Raw genomic sequence first — 13,183 nt, 5'->3', positions numbered from 1 at the left:
GACTCTCGCCAAATCGCCAACGTCTGAGCCCGTAGGGCGAAAACTCGGGAAGCGAATCACTACCAACCATTTTCTCTCACTAACCTGCGCAGTGTCAACACTGCGCTTCAGGAACGGCTTTCCCTCCCGCGTTCCTCCCTCTAGAGACAGGTGGGGATGGGGATGACACGTACACAGACGAGCCTGATTTTACGCTACTACATCTACATGGCAGGCGCGTCGTTCGGGTTCATCGCGCCCATCTGGGTCGTCTTACTCGAATCGAGAAATCTCTCGTTTACCGAGATTATGGTGCTCGATGCGGTGTTCGCGGTGACCATCGTCCTCGCGGAAGTGCCGACGGGCTACCTCGGTGACTCAATTGGACGGCGGACAAGCATGCTGTTGAGCGCGCTCATCGTGAGCGCCTGTTCGCTCGCGTTCGCGGTTGCCCAGCGCTTCGAGACGTTCCTCGTCGTCTACTTCATCTGGGCAATCGCCATCACCATGCGCTCTGGCAACGACAGCGCGTGGCTCTACGACACGCTGAAGCAGTACGGCGCGGAGGCGACGTTCACGCGCGTTCGCGGGCGGGGCTTTTCGGTGCTGCTCATCACGGGCGCAGCCTCGTCACTCGCGGCAGGGTGGCTCGCGGACGTAGACATCCGCTATCCGTTTGTGGCGTTTTCGGCGCTTGGCGTGGTGAGCGCGGTTGTCCTGCTCACGATGCCGGAGCCGACCATCGAGGCGGCGTCAGATGCGGAGTCGCTCTCGCTCGCCCACGTCCGTGAGGTCATCCAGCGAAAGCTGTTTCGTCCGCCGCTCAGGGCGTTCGTCATGTTCGTCGCGCTGTTCTACGCCGCGACGTGGAGCATCGAGATTCTCGTCCAGCCGGTGAGCACGCGAATCGGCCTCGGCTTTGGCGAGTTGGGCATCATGTACGCCGCGTTCGCGGTGGCAGGGGCAATTGCGTCGGGCTACGCAGACCGCATCAAAGAGACGATTGGCGTCCAGCGCTGGCTGATGGCCGCGTCGGTTGCGCTGGGTGTGAGTTTGGTGTTCACGCTCGCTGTCCCGCTCGTGGCGCTTCCGGCGTTCTTGCTCATGCACACGACGTTCAACGCGGCGTTGCCGATGGTCGAACAGCACCTGAACGACCGGATGCCCTCGGTCGGGCGAGCGACCGTCCTCTCCGCGATGTCGATGGCCGTCTCGGTGGCGAGCGTGCCACTCAAACTCGGCAGCGGCGCACTGGCCGATGCCACGTCTCCGGCGATGGCGGTCGTCGCGCTTGGTGGGATTCTGCTCGTGGGTGGCCTGTACGTCATCATCGGAAACGTCCCACTCACGGGTGGCGAACCCCTCGTTGTGCGCGGCGAGAGCGACTGAACTCCCGAAACCGATACGCCCATAGTCTCGACTTCCCAAGCGGCCACAATGAGCGACGAGCTGCCGGGCAGCGACGGCGAGCACACCCTGCAGGAGCGGTTTGGAACCAAAGAACAGGCGCTGCGCTTCTACGAAGACAGCATGCACGAGGAGCTAAACGACGTGATGCAGCGATTCATCGCAGAACGCATCATGTTCTTTCTCGCCACTGCGGACGGCAACGGTCACACCGACTGCTCGCCCCGTCTCGGGCCTCGCGGGTTCGTCACCGTCGTAGACGAGAAAACGCTCGCGTATCCTGAATATCGGGGCAACGGCGTCCACGCCTCGCTCGGGAACATCGAAGAAAACCCGTACGCAAGCCTCACGTTCGTTGACTGGTGGGACACGACAGTCGGCCTGCACGTAAACGGCCCTGCACGGCTTCGTGAGGAGATTGCAGGGGTTACTGACCCCGCCGGAACCGACCGCAAGAAGGTGTGGGTCGAACTCGAAGTCGAGGAAGCGTACATTCATTGCGCGAAACACCTCCCACAGCTCTCAATCGAGGAGTTCAGCCCGCCGTGGGGCACCGACGACGACGAGGCAAAGCGAACCGGCTTCTTCAGCGACGGCAAACTGTAAGCGTTTTACAAGCGGGTAACCGAACGGCGAGTAGACAATGCTGGGCGACTGGGCACGGGAGGCAGACACGCGATGAGCCACGAGCGTGCGGACGCGTTCGTTCCCGGCCACGTCACCGGTTTTTTCAGCGCCCATCACCACGACGACCCACTCCGTGCCGGGTCGCGCGGGGCGGGGCTTACCCTTTCTGACGGCGTCCGCGTCACCGTCGAACCGGCGGACGAAACGACGGTCACGCTCAACGGCCAGCAAGCGGAGATGACCGCAGTAAACCACGTACTCACAGCGCTTGACGTTTCGTGTACGGTGACGGCGACGACCGACTTGCCAATCAGCGCGGGCTTTGGTGTCTCCGGGGCAACCGCCCTCGGCGCGGCACTCGGCGCGAACGCTGTTTTCGATTGTCACCGCTCTGAAAACGCGCTCGTCGGCCTCGCCCACGCTGGTGAGGTGACCGCCGGAACCGGTCTCGGCGACGTGGTGGCCCAATCCCGAGGTGGCGTCCCCGTCCGACTTGAACCCGGCGCGCCCGGTTACGGCCTGTTGGACGGGATCCCCGCCTTAGCGCGCGTCGAATACTGTACGTTTGGGTCGCTTTCGACCGCCGACATCATCACCGGCGACACAGAGCAGCTCACGAATGCAGGCGAGCGCGCGCTGACCTATCTGATGGAGGAGCCAACGCTCACGCGATTCATGATTGCCTCACGGAAGTTCGCCCGTGAGGCGGACTTGCTGACGCCCGAAGTAGCGGAGACAATCGACGCCGTCCGGGCAGACGGCGGGCAGGCGGCGATGGCGATGCTCGGCCAGACGGTGTTCGCCCTCGGGACGGGGCTCACCGATGCTGGCTACGACGCGTCTGCGTGTCGGATTCATCCGCCGGGAGCCACCCTGGCTGAGTAACGCGCGATTTTTCAGGTGGACGGCTCAAACAGTGGTAATGAGCGAAATCGAGGTTCCAGAAGACCACCCTCGATACGCATCGCTGCTCACGCGACACCGTATCGAACAAGGGGTAAAAAAGGGCATTACGAGCCTCCAAGGGCTCATCGCCGAAGGGCGCGGCGAGGCCTACGACTACCTGCTCGGAGAACAAACGCTGCCGAGCGCCGACGCCGCCGCCCGCGCCGCGGCCGCCCACCTTCTGCTCGCAGACCACGCCGTGCTCTCGGTGAACGGCAACGTCGCGGCGCTCGTCCCGGGTGAAATCGTCGAACTGGCTGAAGCGACGGGCGCAGACATCGAGGTGAATCTGTTCAATCGCACGCCAGAACGCATGCAAGCCATCGCCGACCACCTCACAGAACACGGTGCAGACGACGTGAAAGGGCTGACTGCAGACGCACGGATTCCGGGCCTGAGCCACGAGCGCGGCAAGGTGGATGCAGACGGCATCTTCGACGCCGATGTGGTGCTCGTCCCACTCGAAGATGGTGACCGCGCAGAAGCACTCGGTGCGATGGGGAAAACCGAAATCGTCGTCGACCTGAACCCGAAGTCGCGCTCCCCGCAGATGGCCGCGGTTCCCGTCATCGACAACGTGATGCGGGCGATTCCGAACATCACGCGCCACGCCCGCGACCTGCAAGACGCCGCTCGTGAGGAACTCGAAGCCATCGTCGCAGATTTCGACCGCGAGGCCACCCTCGACGCCGCAGAGCAAGCGATTCGAACTGGTATCGACCGAGAGTAACCCGAACTGGTTGGGCTTCGAGATTAGGCCGGTTGCGCGCCTCTGTAGGGATGCGATGCAGACCGACGCCGGAACAGACCGCCTCCTTCGCCTCGTCGTGGGCACGCTGCTTCTTGCTGTTGCCACCGCGACGTACACAGAGCAGTTGAGCGTTACCCTGAGCTTGTTCTGTACCGTTGTGTTGGTCTCGGCCGTCCTCGTGAGCGCCCTTTCCCGCCATCTCTCGGTGAGCCCTCCAACCGTGTTCCGACCCCGCCAGTACCGACACTGGCGACGAACCGACGAGTTGCACCCAGTAGACCACGAGTCGAACTGACCAGAAGGCATTAATACCACTTAGTAATATCACTAGGTGGTATGGCCCAGTTCGACCCATTCAGTCCAGCGAGTGAGGCAGCAGTGACAAGCGCAATCGCCAAATCGTGGAGCGAGGAGTTTTTAGACCACGTTGAATCCGACGTTATCATCGTCGGCGGTGGTCCATCAGGACTCATCGCGGCCAGAGAGTTGGCGAGTCGTGGCGTGAAAACGATGGTCGTAGAGAAGAACAACTACCTCGGGGGTGGGTTCTGGCTCGGCGGCTTCTTGATGAACAAGATTACCGTCCGGAGTCCGGCCCACCGCGTGCTCGCCGAACTCGGTGTCCCGTACGAAGAAACGGACACAGCGGGGCTCTATCTCGCAGATGGCCCCTACGCGACATCCGCGCTCATCAAGGCAGCGTGTGCTGCGGGTGCGAAGATACAGAATATGACCGAGTTCACGGACATCGTGGTGCGCGAGGACCACCGCGTCGGCGGTATCGTGATGAACTGGACGCCCGTCCACGCCCTGCCGCGCGAACTCACGTGCGTTGACCCCGTAGCCGTAGAAAGCGACCTCGTCATCGACGGCACGGGCCACGACGCCCTCGTCATCAGCAAACTCAGAGAGCGAGGCGTGTTCTCCGCGCCCGGTCTCGACCACGCTGCAGAACACAACACCGGCATGGACAAAACCGGCTCCGGCGAGTACGGCGCACCCGGTCACGACTCGCCCGGTCACGACTCGATGTGGGTCGGCAAGTCCGAGGACGCCGTCGTCGAAAACACGGGCCTCACCCACCCGGGCGTCATCGTCACAGGCATGGCAACCGCAACGACCTACGGCCTGCCGCGCATGGGGCCGACCTTCGGCGCGATGTTGCTCTCGGGGAAAAAAGCTGCCCAAGCTGCACTGGACGAGTTAGACGTGGACGCAGAGCCCGTCACCCTCCGCCCGGAAGTCGCGCCTGCAGACGACTAAGCCGTCCGTCGCGTCCACGCGACCTCCATCGACAGCCAAACGCCGACCCACAACAGGAGGACGGCGAACACGATGGCGGTCGAGGCGAGCACGCCAAATCCCTGTGCGAACAGGTAGAATATCGAGTAGGCGCTTGCGAGGATAACCAGTACAATCGCTAAACCGAGCAGCCCAAACGCATGGTGTGCGACCGCCCCGACGTGCGGACAGGTATCAACATCGTCGCCGACGGCGCCCCCATGTTGTTTGCTAGCACCCACCATATCTTAGAGTTAGGCGGCGAGCGTATCAAACCTTACTGTTTTTCAGACCTGTCAGACGGTGCCGCCGGTCACCTGCACGAAACCGAGCGCGTGCGCTGCGTGATGGCGCCCCGTCGTGCGATGTTCGAGCGTCCGTCGAGCAGCGGCCACGCGTTCATCGAGCACCTCCCACGGCGGAATTTCGTGCCGACGGCTGGTTCCAGGCGGCGACGACGCGAGGACGAACAGTTGAAAGAGGAGGTTGAACGGCTCGCCTGCGAGGTGTGAACTCTGGGCCGCATCGAGCAGCGTGATGCGGCCGCCCGGACGCAACAGAGCAATCCAGTCGTCAACGACGCGCGCCGGGTCTGCGAGCATGCCAACGACGAACGACGAAAACACGGCGTCTACAGGCCCGAATATGGGTGGCCTGCTCGCGTCACCACGGACGACGTGAACGTTGTCCCAGCCTTCGCGGTCGATGCGGTCGCGGGCGTGGTCGAGCATCTCAGACGTATAGTCAATGCCCACGAGCGTCCCGTCGGGTCCGATTTGCTCGCGGATAAAGGGGAAGTTCACCCCCGTCCCACAGCCCATGTCGACGACCGTATCGCCGGGTTCGAGCGCGAGCGTCGAGACGGCGGTGTCACGTATCGAGCCAACGCCCGGCGTGTGCGTCGCGATCACGTCGTAGAGTCGCGCCCACCGGCCGTAGAAATCTTGTGCGTCGGCGATGCCGCTCATACCAAGTCCCGGATACGCTCTGCAACGGCTTGGGCGTCGCGCCCGAGGAGGTAGGTGATGGGTTCGATGCCGAAGCTTCCGGGCTGGTAGAGCACGTCCGCGTCGGGCGTGTCTGCGAGCGCGGCGTCGATGGCTTCGTCAAGCGGGAGTTGGGCATCGAAGGAGACGGCTTTCGCGTCGGTCGCCTCGAGTGCGGCGACGATGGCCTCGTCGTAGCGAATGTTGAGCACCGCGCGCGCCGGGTTGCCGTTTCTGCGCGCGGCGAGCAAGACGCCCGCGAGGTGCTCGCTCACGCCGAACTCCGGGTCGCCGGGGACGGTTGCCTGCCCTTTCACGTCGAAAATGCGCCCGGGGACGCCCACCACGTCGTCGATGGTCGTCGCATCCGGCAGGCACTCGACGAGGTTCGACCCCACATTTGGAATGAGCGTCGCAAACCCGCTCGTGTTCTGGAGGGTGCGCACGCCGCGTCGAGCCGACGACAGCGCGCGCTCTGACGCTCTGAGACCGCTTTCCGGGTCGTGAATCGAGAGCGAACCATCGAAACGCGAAAGCGCCGGCATCTCCGCTTCGTGGAGTTGCGCGAGGAGGTCGCCGCGTTCGAGTTTGCGGATGAGGACCTCAGTCTCAACGAGTCCCTGTACCGGACTCATATCGCCCGCCGCGAGCCCGTCTGCGAGCCGGGTGACGAGTTGTTCGACACGCGGGTCTGCGAGGATTTGCTCGTTTCGCGTCACCTCGCCGTGGGCGTATTTTGAGACCGCACTCTGGCTGATGCCGAGGACGGATGCGACCTCGCTCTGGGTCAGGCCGCGCTCGCGCAGGGCTTCTGCGAGCATCGAGCGAAACGTCGGCAGGAACTCGTCTACGACGATTTCTTCGACGAATCTCACTGGTCGCCACCGAACTCCCGGTCACCCCCAATCCGCGACGCCTGTGGGCCGACCTGGTCTTGGTACTTCGAGCCGCGAGACGACCCATACGGGCGCTCTGCGCGGGTTTTGAGTTCCGTGAAGATGAGTTGCGAGATGCGCATGCCCGGGGTGAGCGCGACCGGAGCCGTGCCGAGATTCGAGAGTTCGAGCGTGATTTGGCCACGGTAGCCGGGGTCTACGACGCCCGCCGTGGCGTGGACGACGATGGCGAGCCGACCGAGCGAGGAGCGGCCTTCGACGTGCGCAAGCAGGTCTGCCGGAATTTCGACGCGCTCGATGGTCGTTCCGAGGACGAAGTCGCCGGGGTGCAAGATGAACTCCTCACCATCTTCGACGACGGTTTCTTTGACGTATTTTCCCACTTCATCGTCGCGGTTCGGGTGGATACACGGGATGTTCGCGCGCTGAAATTCGAGGAACTCGGGGCCAAGCCGGAGGTCGATGCTTGCCGGTTGAATCTGGAGTTCCGGGTCGTCTAAGGGGCCAACGACGAGGTCACCGTCCGTGAGTCGCTCGCGGATGTCCGCGTCTGATAGTATCATATCACTCTATCGCACACCGGGGGTCGTAAAAGGCGCTGGTTGGGGCGAATGCAAATCTATCTTCAAATCACAGAGAAGAGGAAAAAGATGAGCGCGACAATCCCGGCGACGCCCATGGCAGTGTCGAGTTTCAGGCTGTGGAAGTGTTTGATGCCAAACGTCCAGATATAACCCTGCCACACGGTGCCGATGAGCGCGACGAAGATGCCAAGCACACCAGTGCCGCCCTCCATACGCGCAACGAGCGCGGTGAGTTGACTGGTCGAACTGGTCACCGGTTGGCCGCGAAGCGTGAGATAGACCGACAGCGTCCCGAGGAAGGCGGTAAAAATCGTTGGCACCATTGCCCAGCCAGTGATGCGGAGCGAGTCCCTGAACGTTCCCTCACCGTTTGCGAGTTTGATACCAATGTGGAGCAACACCGTGAGGAGCACCCAGCCGAGGAACACGGCGAAGAAAACCGTAAACAGTTGACCGAACAGGACATCCCAGAAAATCGAATCCATCGAGACTTGCCGCCCGTTCTGGGTGACGGTTCCATCGATTTTTTGGGTGAGAATCACGCCGATGAGCAGAAGGTTGAGGACGGTAACGACGGCGACGGCAGCCACGGCCCCAGCCGCGGCCACGAAGTCATCCGCCCACGGATTGTCCGCGAAAAACGCATCAGGGTCGAAGAGGAGGGTTTGGAGCACACGCCACAATTCACGTCAATAATTTAAGTAGTTATCCCACAGGCGAGTAGCCACACCTATAGTTTACCACCGACTCGCCTCGTGTATGAAACAAGCCATCGTCGCCCGCACGGACATCGGCATGGGCACGGGCAAACTCGCCGCCCAAGTCGCCCACGCCTCGCTTTCTGCCTACGAAGACGCGGACTCTCGCGCCCGCTCGAAATGGAAAGGTGAGGGCCAGAAGAAGGTCGTCCTCAAAGCAAGCAGCGAAGCCGAACTGTTCGAACTCGCCGACAAAGCCCGCGCCGAGGGCCTGCCCTACGCCATTATCCGCGACGCCGGACACACGCAGTTAGAGCCGGGGACGGTCACGACGCTCGCCGTTGGCCCCGCACAGGACAACCTCGTGGACAAGGTGACGGGCGACCTCTCGCTGTTCTAAAAAAAGCCGGTCGGTTACTTGCCGTGGACTTCTTTTTTGTGTTTTTCTAATTCGGCTTCCGAGTGGAACACTTCGCCGCAGGCGCACTCGAAGTGCTCGTGGCCGGAATGGTCTGTATGGCTGTGTTTGACACCCATAACAAGGAAATAGGCGCACAGAGGGCATGAATCCGCGCCAACGTACGGGTAAGTGAGTCACCGCCAGGTGCCCCCGACCCGAGGTTGGTGCCCTTAAGGTAGTCCGCGAGAAGTTCCCGATATGACTCTTGCTCCGTCCGGAGGCCGTGCCTGATGCGTCCGGCCCAGCCCGTAGAACAGGTGGTCGGTATCGACCACTACGTGAGCGACGCAGACGGCATCGGCGGCCGCCTCCGCGTCTCACCCGCAGATTTCCGGGTGCGTGAACTCGAACGATTCTCGGTCGAACCCGTGGACGCAGACCCCGGTTCCTACGCCTATCTCGTCTTCCGGGCGACGCTCGAATCGTGGGACACCAACCAGTTTACGAAAGAAGTCGCCTCGCGCATGGGCGTGAGCCGCGAACGGCTCTCGTGGGCCGGGACGAAAGACAAACACGCCGTCACCACCCAGCTGTTCAGCATCTACGACGCGACGCCAGAGGAGTTGCCAGACATCCCAGACGCCGACATCGAAGTGCTCGGGCGAGCGGGTCGCGGCCTCCAGTTTGGCGACCTCGCAGGCAACGAGTTCTCGATTCGAGTGCGCGATGCAGAACACCCGGAGAACGTCCCGGAAATCACGGATTCGCTCTCTGCGTTCGGCGGCCGCGAAGGTGTCGTCGGCGTGCCGAACTTCTTTGGCCACCAGCGATTCGGCAGCCAGCGCCCGGTCAGCCACGAAGTCGGCCTCGCCGTCGTCCGCGGCGATTGGGAAGACGCGGTGCTGGCATATGTGGGGAATCCCGCAGACAGAGAGCGCGACCAGACGCGCGAGGCACGCGCCTTTGTCGAGGAGACACGCGACTGGAAAGCCGCCTTAGACGACTATCCGGGCTACCTCGGCTACGAGCGAGCGATGCTCCACAAACTCGTCGAGAACGGCGGCGAGACGCCCGACGACTTCCGCGAGGCGCTCGAAACGCTGCCCACCAACCTCCAGCGGCTGATGGTGAACGCGGCGCAGTCCTACCTGTTCAACAAGATTCTCTCAGAGCGCCTTGCCCGTGGAATACCGTTCGACAACGCTGTGGCGGGCGACGTGGTCTGTTTTGCGGACACGAGCGCCCCCGGCGACCTCGTGTTGCCCGACACCGACCGCGAGCAGGCCGTGACCGAAACGCGCGTGGACACCATCAACCGCCACTGCGAGCGCGGGCGAGCGTTCGTGACCGCGCCGCTCATCGGCACAGAGACGGAGTTCGCAGACGGTGAACCCGGCGACATCGCCCGCGAGGTGCTCGACGCTGAGAACCTCACGCGCGAGGACTTCGACCTGCCCGGTGAGTTCCATTCGAAGGGCACTCGGCGGGCGGTTTTGCTCCAGACCGGGCTCGACGTGACGGACACGACGTTCACCTTCTCGCTGCCGAAAGGGTCGTACGCGACGGTACTCATGCGCGAGTACCTGAAGACCGATCCGAACGCGATGTGAAACACGCTACTTAACTGTAATTGTGAGTTGGCCTTTGCTATGAACTGTCGGCAGTGCGCCTCGTCGCTCACCCGTCCGGGTGACTACTGTCTGGTCTGTCAGACGCGCAACTGCGACACCGTCGTCCTCGACATCGAACGCGACCACGCCACCCTCACCTTCCTGTTCGAAGAGGACGTTGTCGGCCATTCCGACGTGCGCACCACGCCCGAGCCGAACGACGAGTTGTCCGTCGTCGAACTCCGCAACTTCGCCGGGCGCATCGCGGACGACCTCCAGCGCAAACGCCCGGATGCGGTGTATGCGACCGGCAACCGCGAGGTGATTCAGGCGGTTCGGGCGCAGGCGCACTACGACTTTTATCGCGTCTCGGGGGACGACCCCGTCGAGGCGGTGCTCTCACGGCTTGGCGAGCCAGCGCTCGACGTTGTTGACCTGAAGCCCAAAGAGAAACTCGGCGGGTCGCACACCACGCTCATCGGCGAACGAGACGGGATGAAGGTCATCATGCTCGTCGCAGAACACCCGAACGTGAAGAAGGTCATTCCCGGCCCAATCGACGCAGGCGGTTCGGGTTCACGAACTGGCGTCCGGGCGAAAGCCACCCGCGCGGACGAGCACGGCAACGTCAGACTCCTGCTCCGCGACGGCTCGAGCGTCCAAGAAAATCGCGTCGTGACGACAGCGGGCGACCGCGAGATGGGCGAGCGCGTCCGTGAGGATTTAAACGAGGCGCTCGCAGCAGACGGCTACCAGTAAGTTAGTCGTCCGCGAGGCTCACCGTCGTCGGGCTGAGTTCGCCCGTCTGTGAGTAGATGCTCCCGACGAGGAGGAGACCTGCCACGAGCGGAATGACCGCACAGACGGCGTACACCGGCGCGAAGCCGACGAGGTTGATGAGCGGCAGTGACACCAGTGGCCCGAGCCCGCCGCCCAAGTCGCCGAGCACGTTGTTCGTCGCGGTTGCTCTGCCCATCCGTTCTGTGGGCGTGAAGTCGGCAAGCAGCGCGATGAGCGGTCCGCTCGTGCCGCCCTGTCCAATACCGATGAGGAGGCAGGCGACGGCGAGAGTGGGGATGGTCTCTGCGACGGCGAGCAGGGCAAACCCCGCGAACGAGACGACGAGAAAGCCGAGCAACACGGGGATGCGCGCGCCGTAGTCGTCGCTCAACTTCCCGCCGCCGAAGGTGAAGACGGCCGCAGAAACGACCGTTACGGCCATCAACAGCCCCGACATCCCCTGTGGCCCGTAGCCCCAGACGCTGAAGCCGTGAAAGTCGAGAAAGAGGACGAGCGTCGAAAACAGCGCGCCGAGGTAAGCGAAGTAGAGGCCGAAGTTCACCGCACCGATGGTGAGTGCAGGTGCGCTCACGTCCACGTCCCACGGCTTCACCCTCGTCTGCGGGCCGGAAACGTGCGTTTCTGGAATTGCGAAATAAGCGATTGCGCTCGCAAACAACGCGAACGCCGCGGCGAGGACGAACGCCGTCGTGACCGAGTAGAGGTCGCTCACGACGCCGCCCATGACCAGTCCAGCGGGGAACCCAAGCGTCATGCCGCCGCGGACAACGCCCATGTTCGTCCCGCGAGACGTGCCGGTGCTCACGTCCGCGGCGATGGTGTAGGCCGTGGCGAACACGAAGGCGCTACCGAGTCCCCAAAGAATGCGGGCGGCGAGAAACCACACTTCGGGGAGTGTGGCGTTCAGCGCGACGACGTAGCCAAGCGTGGCGAGGCCTTCGATGAACAGCCCCGCAATGAACGGTTTTCGCGTCCCGATGCGGTCGATGAGCGAGCCTGCAGGCGTGTTGGCGACGACTCGCGTAAACCGGTTCACACTCAGAATGAGGCCGACGACGAACGGCGAGATGCCGAGCAGCGCCCCGAGATTTGGGAGGATGGGGAACACGACGCCGCCACCGAAGCCGACGAAGAAGGTGCTCACGATGACGGCGAGGATGATGGTGCGCGGGCGGCTCATCGAACCAGCGCGCTCCAGAGCGGAGGCAGAATCGAACGCATTGCGTGTTGCTAGGTGGGTGAAAGGCGGGTTATCCCTGTCGTTTCCGGGCGTTCCAACCGGTTGTATAGTGTGTCACAGCGTCTGTATCGACGGCCGTCTGCGTGCGGCCGATACCCCCTGTCAAACCCACACAGAGCGCTTCCGCAACTCAAAGGCTTTATCTGTCCCCTTTGGTTATGGACACGTATTATGGCCGAGCAAAAGAAGGGACGACGAACCGGCTCCGCCGGTCGGTTCGGCGCACGCTACGGTCGCGTTGCGCGACGCCGTGTAGCTGAGATTGAAGCGGATACGAACAAAAAGCACGCCTGCCCAGAGTGTGGCGACCACAAGGTCTCCCGCAAAGGTACCGGCATCTGGCAGTGCGCCCGCTGTGACTACAAGTTCGCAGGCGGCTCGTACCGCCCAGCCACGCCCGGTGGAACCGCAGTCAAGCGCTCCATCCGTGCGGCGCTTTCGAGCGACGACGAATAACTCTCTCACCCATGAGCTACAAGTGTTCGCGCTGCAAGCGAGACGTTGAACTCGATGAGTACGGCGGCGTCCGCTGTCCGTACTGTGGCCACCGCGTGCTCCTCAAAGAGCGCAGCCGCGTGGTCAAAGAAGTCGACGTCAAATAAGCGGCGTCCTCGCAACCGTCTGTGGCGTCATCCGACGCTGAACATGACGTGTGGTGAACGCACTGCTAACCGACGAGGACCCCTCATTGCATACCGCGATTCTAACGTTCGAGTACGATGACGCGCCCTATGCCCGCATAGTGGCACGGAGCGTCCGCCAAGAAGTAGCCGAGATTGCAGGCGACCGGACGAGCGCCACGCTCACCCGCGAGGGAGCCACCGTCACCGTGGAGGTGTCAGCAGATGACCTCGTTGCCCTGCGCGCAGGGTGTAACACGTGGCTCACCCTGGTCAAAACCGCAGAATCGCTTGCAGACGTTGGCTTTGCCGCGCACGACTACAAGACAGGGTTTTTCAGTTAGCATCGCCACGGTGG

Annotated in this window: 19 protein-coding genes; 12 read left to right on the top strand and 7 right to left on the bottom strand. The window is 62.8% G+C overall.

Annotation, left to right across the window (positions count from 1 at the left end; all coding sequences use genetic code 11):
• The first annotated feature begins 162 nt into the window (after positions 1 to 162).
• The 6 genes from V5N47_RS11175 to V5N47_RS11150 all read left to right on the top strand — a co-directional run bounded on the left by V5N47_RS11175 (position 163) and on the right by V5N47_RS11150 (position 4,972).
• Positions 163 to 1,368, top strand: coding sequence for an MFS transporter (locus tag V5N47_RS11175; protein WP_338727578.1), 1,206 nt, complete (start codon positions 163 to 165; stop codon positions 1,366 to 1,368).
• Between the two features lie 48 nt (positions 1,369 to 1,416).
• Positions 1,417 to 1,992 carry a pyridoxamine 5'-phosphate oxidase family protein gene (locus V5N47_RS11170; protein ID WP_338727577.1) on the top strand — a complete coding sequence of 192 codons (576 nt, stop codon included), beginning with the start codon at positions 1,417 to 1,419 and terminating at the stop codon, positions 1,990 to 1,992.
• Between the two features lie 72 nt (positions 1,993 to 2,064).
• Positions 2,065 to 2,898 carry a pantoate kinase gene (locus V5N47_RS11165; RefSeq protein WP_338727575.1) on the top strand — a complete coding sequence of 278 codons (834 nt, stop codon included), beginning with the start codon at positions 2,065 to 2,067 and terminating at the stop codon, positions 2,896 to 2,898.
• Between the two features lie 37 nt (positions 2,899 to 2,935).
• Positions 2,936 to 3,688 (top strand): 4-phosphopantoate--beta-alanine ligase, encoded by a 753-nt coding sequence (locus tag V5N47_RS11160; protein WP_338727574.1) that lies wholly within the window; start codon positions 2,936 to 2,938, stop codon positions 3,686 to 3,688.
• Positions 3,689 to 3,743: 55 nt separating this feature from the next.
• Positions 3,744 to 4,004 carry a hypothetical protein gene (locus tag V5N47_RS11155; protein ID WP_338727572.1) on the top strand — a complete coding sequence of 87 codons (261 nt, stop codon included), beginning with the start codon at positions 3,744 to 3,746 and terminating at the stop codon, positions 4,002 to 4,004.
• A gap of 41 nt (positions 4,005 to 4,045) precedes the next feature.
• The gene (locus V5N47_RS11150; protein ID WP_338727570.1) at positions 4,046 to 4,972 is read left to right on the top strand and encodes a sulfide-dependent adenosine diphosphate thiazole synthase; all 927 of its coding nucleotides are present in this window, start codon (positions 4,046 to 4,048) and stop codon (positions 4,970 to 4,972) included.
• On the opposite strand, the gene V5N47_RS11145 is transcribed toward V5N47_RS11150, so the two are convergent.
• From V5N47_RS11145 to V5N47_RS11125, 5 genes are all read right to left on the bottom strand, one after another.
• Complete coding sequence (locus tag V5N47_RS11145; RefSeq protein ID WP_338727569.1) at positions 4,969 to 5,235, bottom strand: hypothetical protein; 267 nt, start codon at positions 5,233 to 5,235, stop codon at positions 4,969 to 4,971. The genes V5N47_RS11150 and V5N47_RS11145 overlap by 4 nt on opposite strands.
• A 51-nt stretch (positions 5,236 to 5,286) precedes the next feature.
• Positions 5,287 to 5,958, bottom strand: a complete 672-nt coding sequence (locus tag V5N47_RS11140) for a class I SAM-dependent methyltransferase (RefSeq protein ID WP_338727567.1) — start codon at positions 5,956 to 5,958, stop codon at positions 5,287 to 5,289.
• Positions 5,955 to 6,851: a thiamine-phosphate synthase family protein gene (locus V5N47_RS11135; RefSeq protein ID WP_338727565.1), complete on the bottom strand. Its 897-nt coding sequence runs from the start codon at positions 6,849 to 6,851 to the stop codon at positions 5,955 to 5,957. The genes V5N47_RS11140 and V5N47_RS11135 overlap by 4 nt, the downstream gene beginning before the upstream one ends.
• Complete coding sequence (gene dcd / locus V5N47_RS11130; RefSeq protein WP_338727563.1) at positions 6,848 to 7,435, bottom strand: dCTP deaminase; 588 nt, start codon at positions 7,433 to 7,435, stop codon at positions 6,848 to 6,850. The genes V5N47_RS11135 and dcd overlap by 4 nt, the downstream gene beginning before the upstream one ends.
• 62 nt (positions 7,436 to 7,497) lie before the next feature.
• Positions 7,498 to 8,130 (bottom strand): Yip1 family protein, encoded by a 633-nt coding sequence (locus V5N47_RS11125; protein ID WP_338727561.1) that lies wholly within the window; start codon positions 8,128 to 8,130, stop codon positions 7,498 to 7,500.
• A gap of 85 nt (positions 8,131 to 8,215) precedes the next feature.
• Here V5N47_RS11125 and pth2 point away from each other — a divergent pair, with 85 nt between their 5' ends.
• Entirely contained in the window at positions 8,216 to 8,554 is a 339-nt protein-coding gene (gene pth2 / locus V5N47_RS11120) for a peptidyl-tRNA hydrolase Pth2 (protein ID WP_336361004.1), read from the top strand.
• 14 nt (positions 8,555 to 8,568) lie between these two features.
• Here the strand turns inward: pth2 and V5N47_RS11115 are convergent, their stop codons facing one another.
• Entirely contained in the window at positions 8,569 to 8,691 is a 123-nt protein-coding gene (locus V5N47_RS11115; protein WP_338727558.1) for a hypothetical protein, read from the bottom strand.
• A 153-nt stretch (positions 8,692 to 8,844) separates the two neighbouring features.
• On the opposite strand from V5N47_RS11115, the gene truD reads away from it, so the two are divergent.
• Together truD and V5N47_RS11105 are read left to right on the top strand one after the other, a co-directional pair.
• On the top strand, positions 8,845 to 10,164 hold the full coding sequence (gene truD / locus V5N47_RS11110) for a tRNA pseudouridine(13) synthase TruD (RefSeq protein WP_338727557.1): 1,320 nt from the start codon (positions 8,845 to 8,847) through the stop codon (positions 10,162 to 10,164).
• Positions 10,165 to 10,203: 39 nt separating this feature from the next.
• The gene (locus tag V5N47_RS11105) at positions 10,204 to 10,923 is read left to right on the top strand and encodes a DUF2103 domain-containing protein (protein ID WP_338727555.1); all 720 of its coding nucleotides are present in this window, start codon (positions 10,204 to 10,206) and stop codon (positions 10,921 to 10,923) included.
• A gap of 1 nt (position 10,924) precedes the next feature.
• Here V5N47_RS11105 and V5N47_RS11100 read toward each other — a convergent pair whose 3' ends face one another.
• Entirely contained in the window at positions 10,925 to 12,145 is a 1,221-nt protein-coding gene (locus V5N47_RS11100; protein WP_338727554.1) for an MFS transporter, read from the bottom strand.
• 231 nt (positions 12,146 to 12,376) lie between these two features.
• Between V5N47_RS11100 and V5N47_RS11095 the strand changes: the two genes are divergently transcribed.
• From V5N47_RS11095 to V5N47_RS11085, 3 genes are all read left to right on the top strand, one after another.
• On the top strand, positions 12,377 to 12,661 hold the full coding sequence (locus V5N47_RS11095) for a 50S ribosomal protein L37ae (protein ID WP_338727553.1): 285 nt from the start codon (positions 12,377 to 12,379) through the stop codon (positions 12,659 to 12,661).
• A gap of 11 nt (positions 12,662 to 12,672) precedes the next feature.
• Complete coding sequence (locus V5N47_RS11090) at positions 12,673 to 12,807, top strand: DNA-directed RNA polymerase subunit P (protein WP_276248321.1); 135 nt, start codon at positions 12,673 to 12,675, stop codon at positions 12,805 to 12,807.
• 86 nt (positions 12,808 to 12,893) lie between these two features.
• On the top strand, positions 12,894 to 13,169 hold the full coding sequence (locus tag V5N47_RS11085) for a KEOPS complex subunit Pcc1 (protein WP_338727550.1): 276 nt from the start codon (positions 12,894 to 12,896) through the stop codon (positions 13,167 to 13,169).
• Positions 13,170 to 13,183 lie beyond the last annotated feature (14 nt).

The organism is Haladaptatus sp. DJG-WS-42 (genome assembly GCF_037198285.1).
Lineage (GTDB): Archaea > Halobacteriota > Halobacteria > Halobacteriales > Halococcaceae > QDMS2.
Note: the sequence above shows the minus strand (reverse complement) of the source record. Positions and strands in the feature narration are given on the sequence as shown.

What these genes read in the sequence shown, in the direction of transcription:
- V5N47_RS11175 (WP_338727578.1), top strand. Translation starts at nt 163, where the DNA reads ATGACACGTACACAGACGAGCCTGATTTTACGCTACTACATCTACATG.
- V5N47_RS11170 (WP_338727577.1), top strand. Translation starts at nt 1,417, where the DNA reads ATGAGCGACGAGCTGCCGGGCAGCGACGGCGAGCACACCCTGCAGGAG.
- V5N47_RS11165 (WP_338727575.1), top strand. Translation starts at nt 2,065, where the DNA reads ATGAGCCACGAGCGTGCGGACGCGTTCGTTCCCGGCCACGTCACCGGT.
- V5N47_RS11160 (WP_338727574.1), top strand. Translation starts at nt 2,936, where the DNA reads ATGAGCGAAATCGAGGTTCCAGAAGACCACCCTCGATACGCATCGCTG.
- V5N47_RS11155 (WP_338727572.1), top strand. Translation starts at nt 3,744, where the DNA reads ATGCAGACCGACGCCGGAACAGACCGCCTCCTTCGCCTCGTCGTGGGC.
- V5N47_RS11150 (WP_338727570.1), top strand. Translation starts at nt 4,046, where the DNA reads ATGGCCCAGTTCGACCCATTCAGTCCAGCGAGTGAGGCAGCAGTGACA.
- V5N47_RS11145 (WP_338727569.1), bottom strand. Translation starts at nt 5,235, where the DNA reads ATGGTGGGTGCTAGCAAACAACATGGGGGCGCCGTCGGCGACGATGTT.
- V5N47_RS11140 (WP_338727567.1), bottom strand. Translation starts at nt 5,958, where the DNA reads ATGAGCGGCATCGCCGACGCACAAGATTTCTACGGCCGGTGGGCGCGA.
- dcd (WP_338727563.1), bottom strand. Translation starts at nt 7,435, where the DNA reads ATGATACTATCAGACGCGGACATCCGCGAGCGACTCACGGACGGTGAC.
- pth2 (WP_336361004.1), top strand. Translation starts at nt 8,216, where the DNA reads ATGAAACAAGCCATCGTCGCCCGCACGGACATCGGCATGGGCACGGGC.
- V5N47_RS11115 (WP_338727558.1), bottom strand. Translation starts at nt 8,691, where the DNA reads ATGGGTGTCAAACACAGCCATACAGACCATTCCGGCCACGAGCACTTC.
- truD (WP_338727557.1), top strand. Translation starts at nt 8,845, where the DNA reads ATGCGTCCGGCCCAGCCCGTAGAACAGGTGGTCGGTATCGACCACTAC.
- V5N47_RS11105 (WP_338727555.1), top strand. Translation starts at nt 10,204, where the DNA reads ATGAACTGTCGGCAGTGCGCCTCGTCGCTCACCCGTCCGGGTGACTAC.
- V5N47_RS11100 (WP_338727554.1), bottom strand. Translation starts at nt 12,145, where the DNA reads ATGAGCCGCCCGCGCACCATCATCCTCGCCGTCATCGTGAGCACCTTC.
- V5N47_RS11095 (WP_338727553.1), top strand. Translation starts at nt 12,377, where the DNA reads ATGGCCGAGCAAAAGAAGGGACGACGAACCGGCTCCGCCGGTCGGTTC.
- V5N47_RS11090 (WP_276248321.1), top strand. Translation starts at nt 12,673, where the DNA reads ATGAGCTACAAGTGTTCGCGCTGCAAGCGAGACGTTGAACTCGATGAG.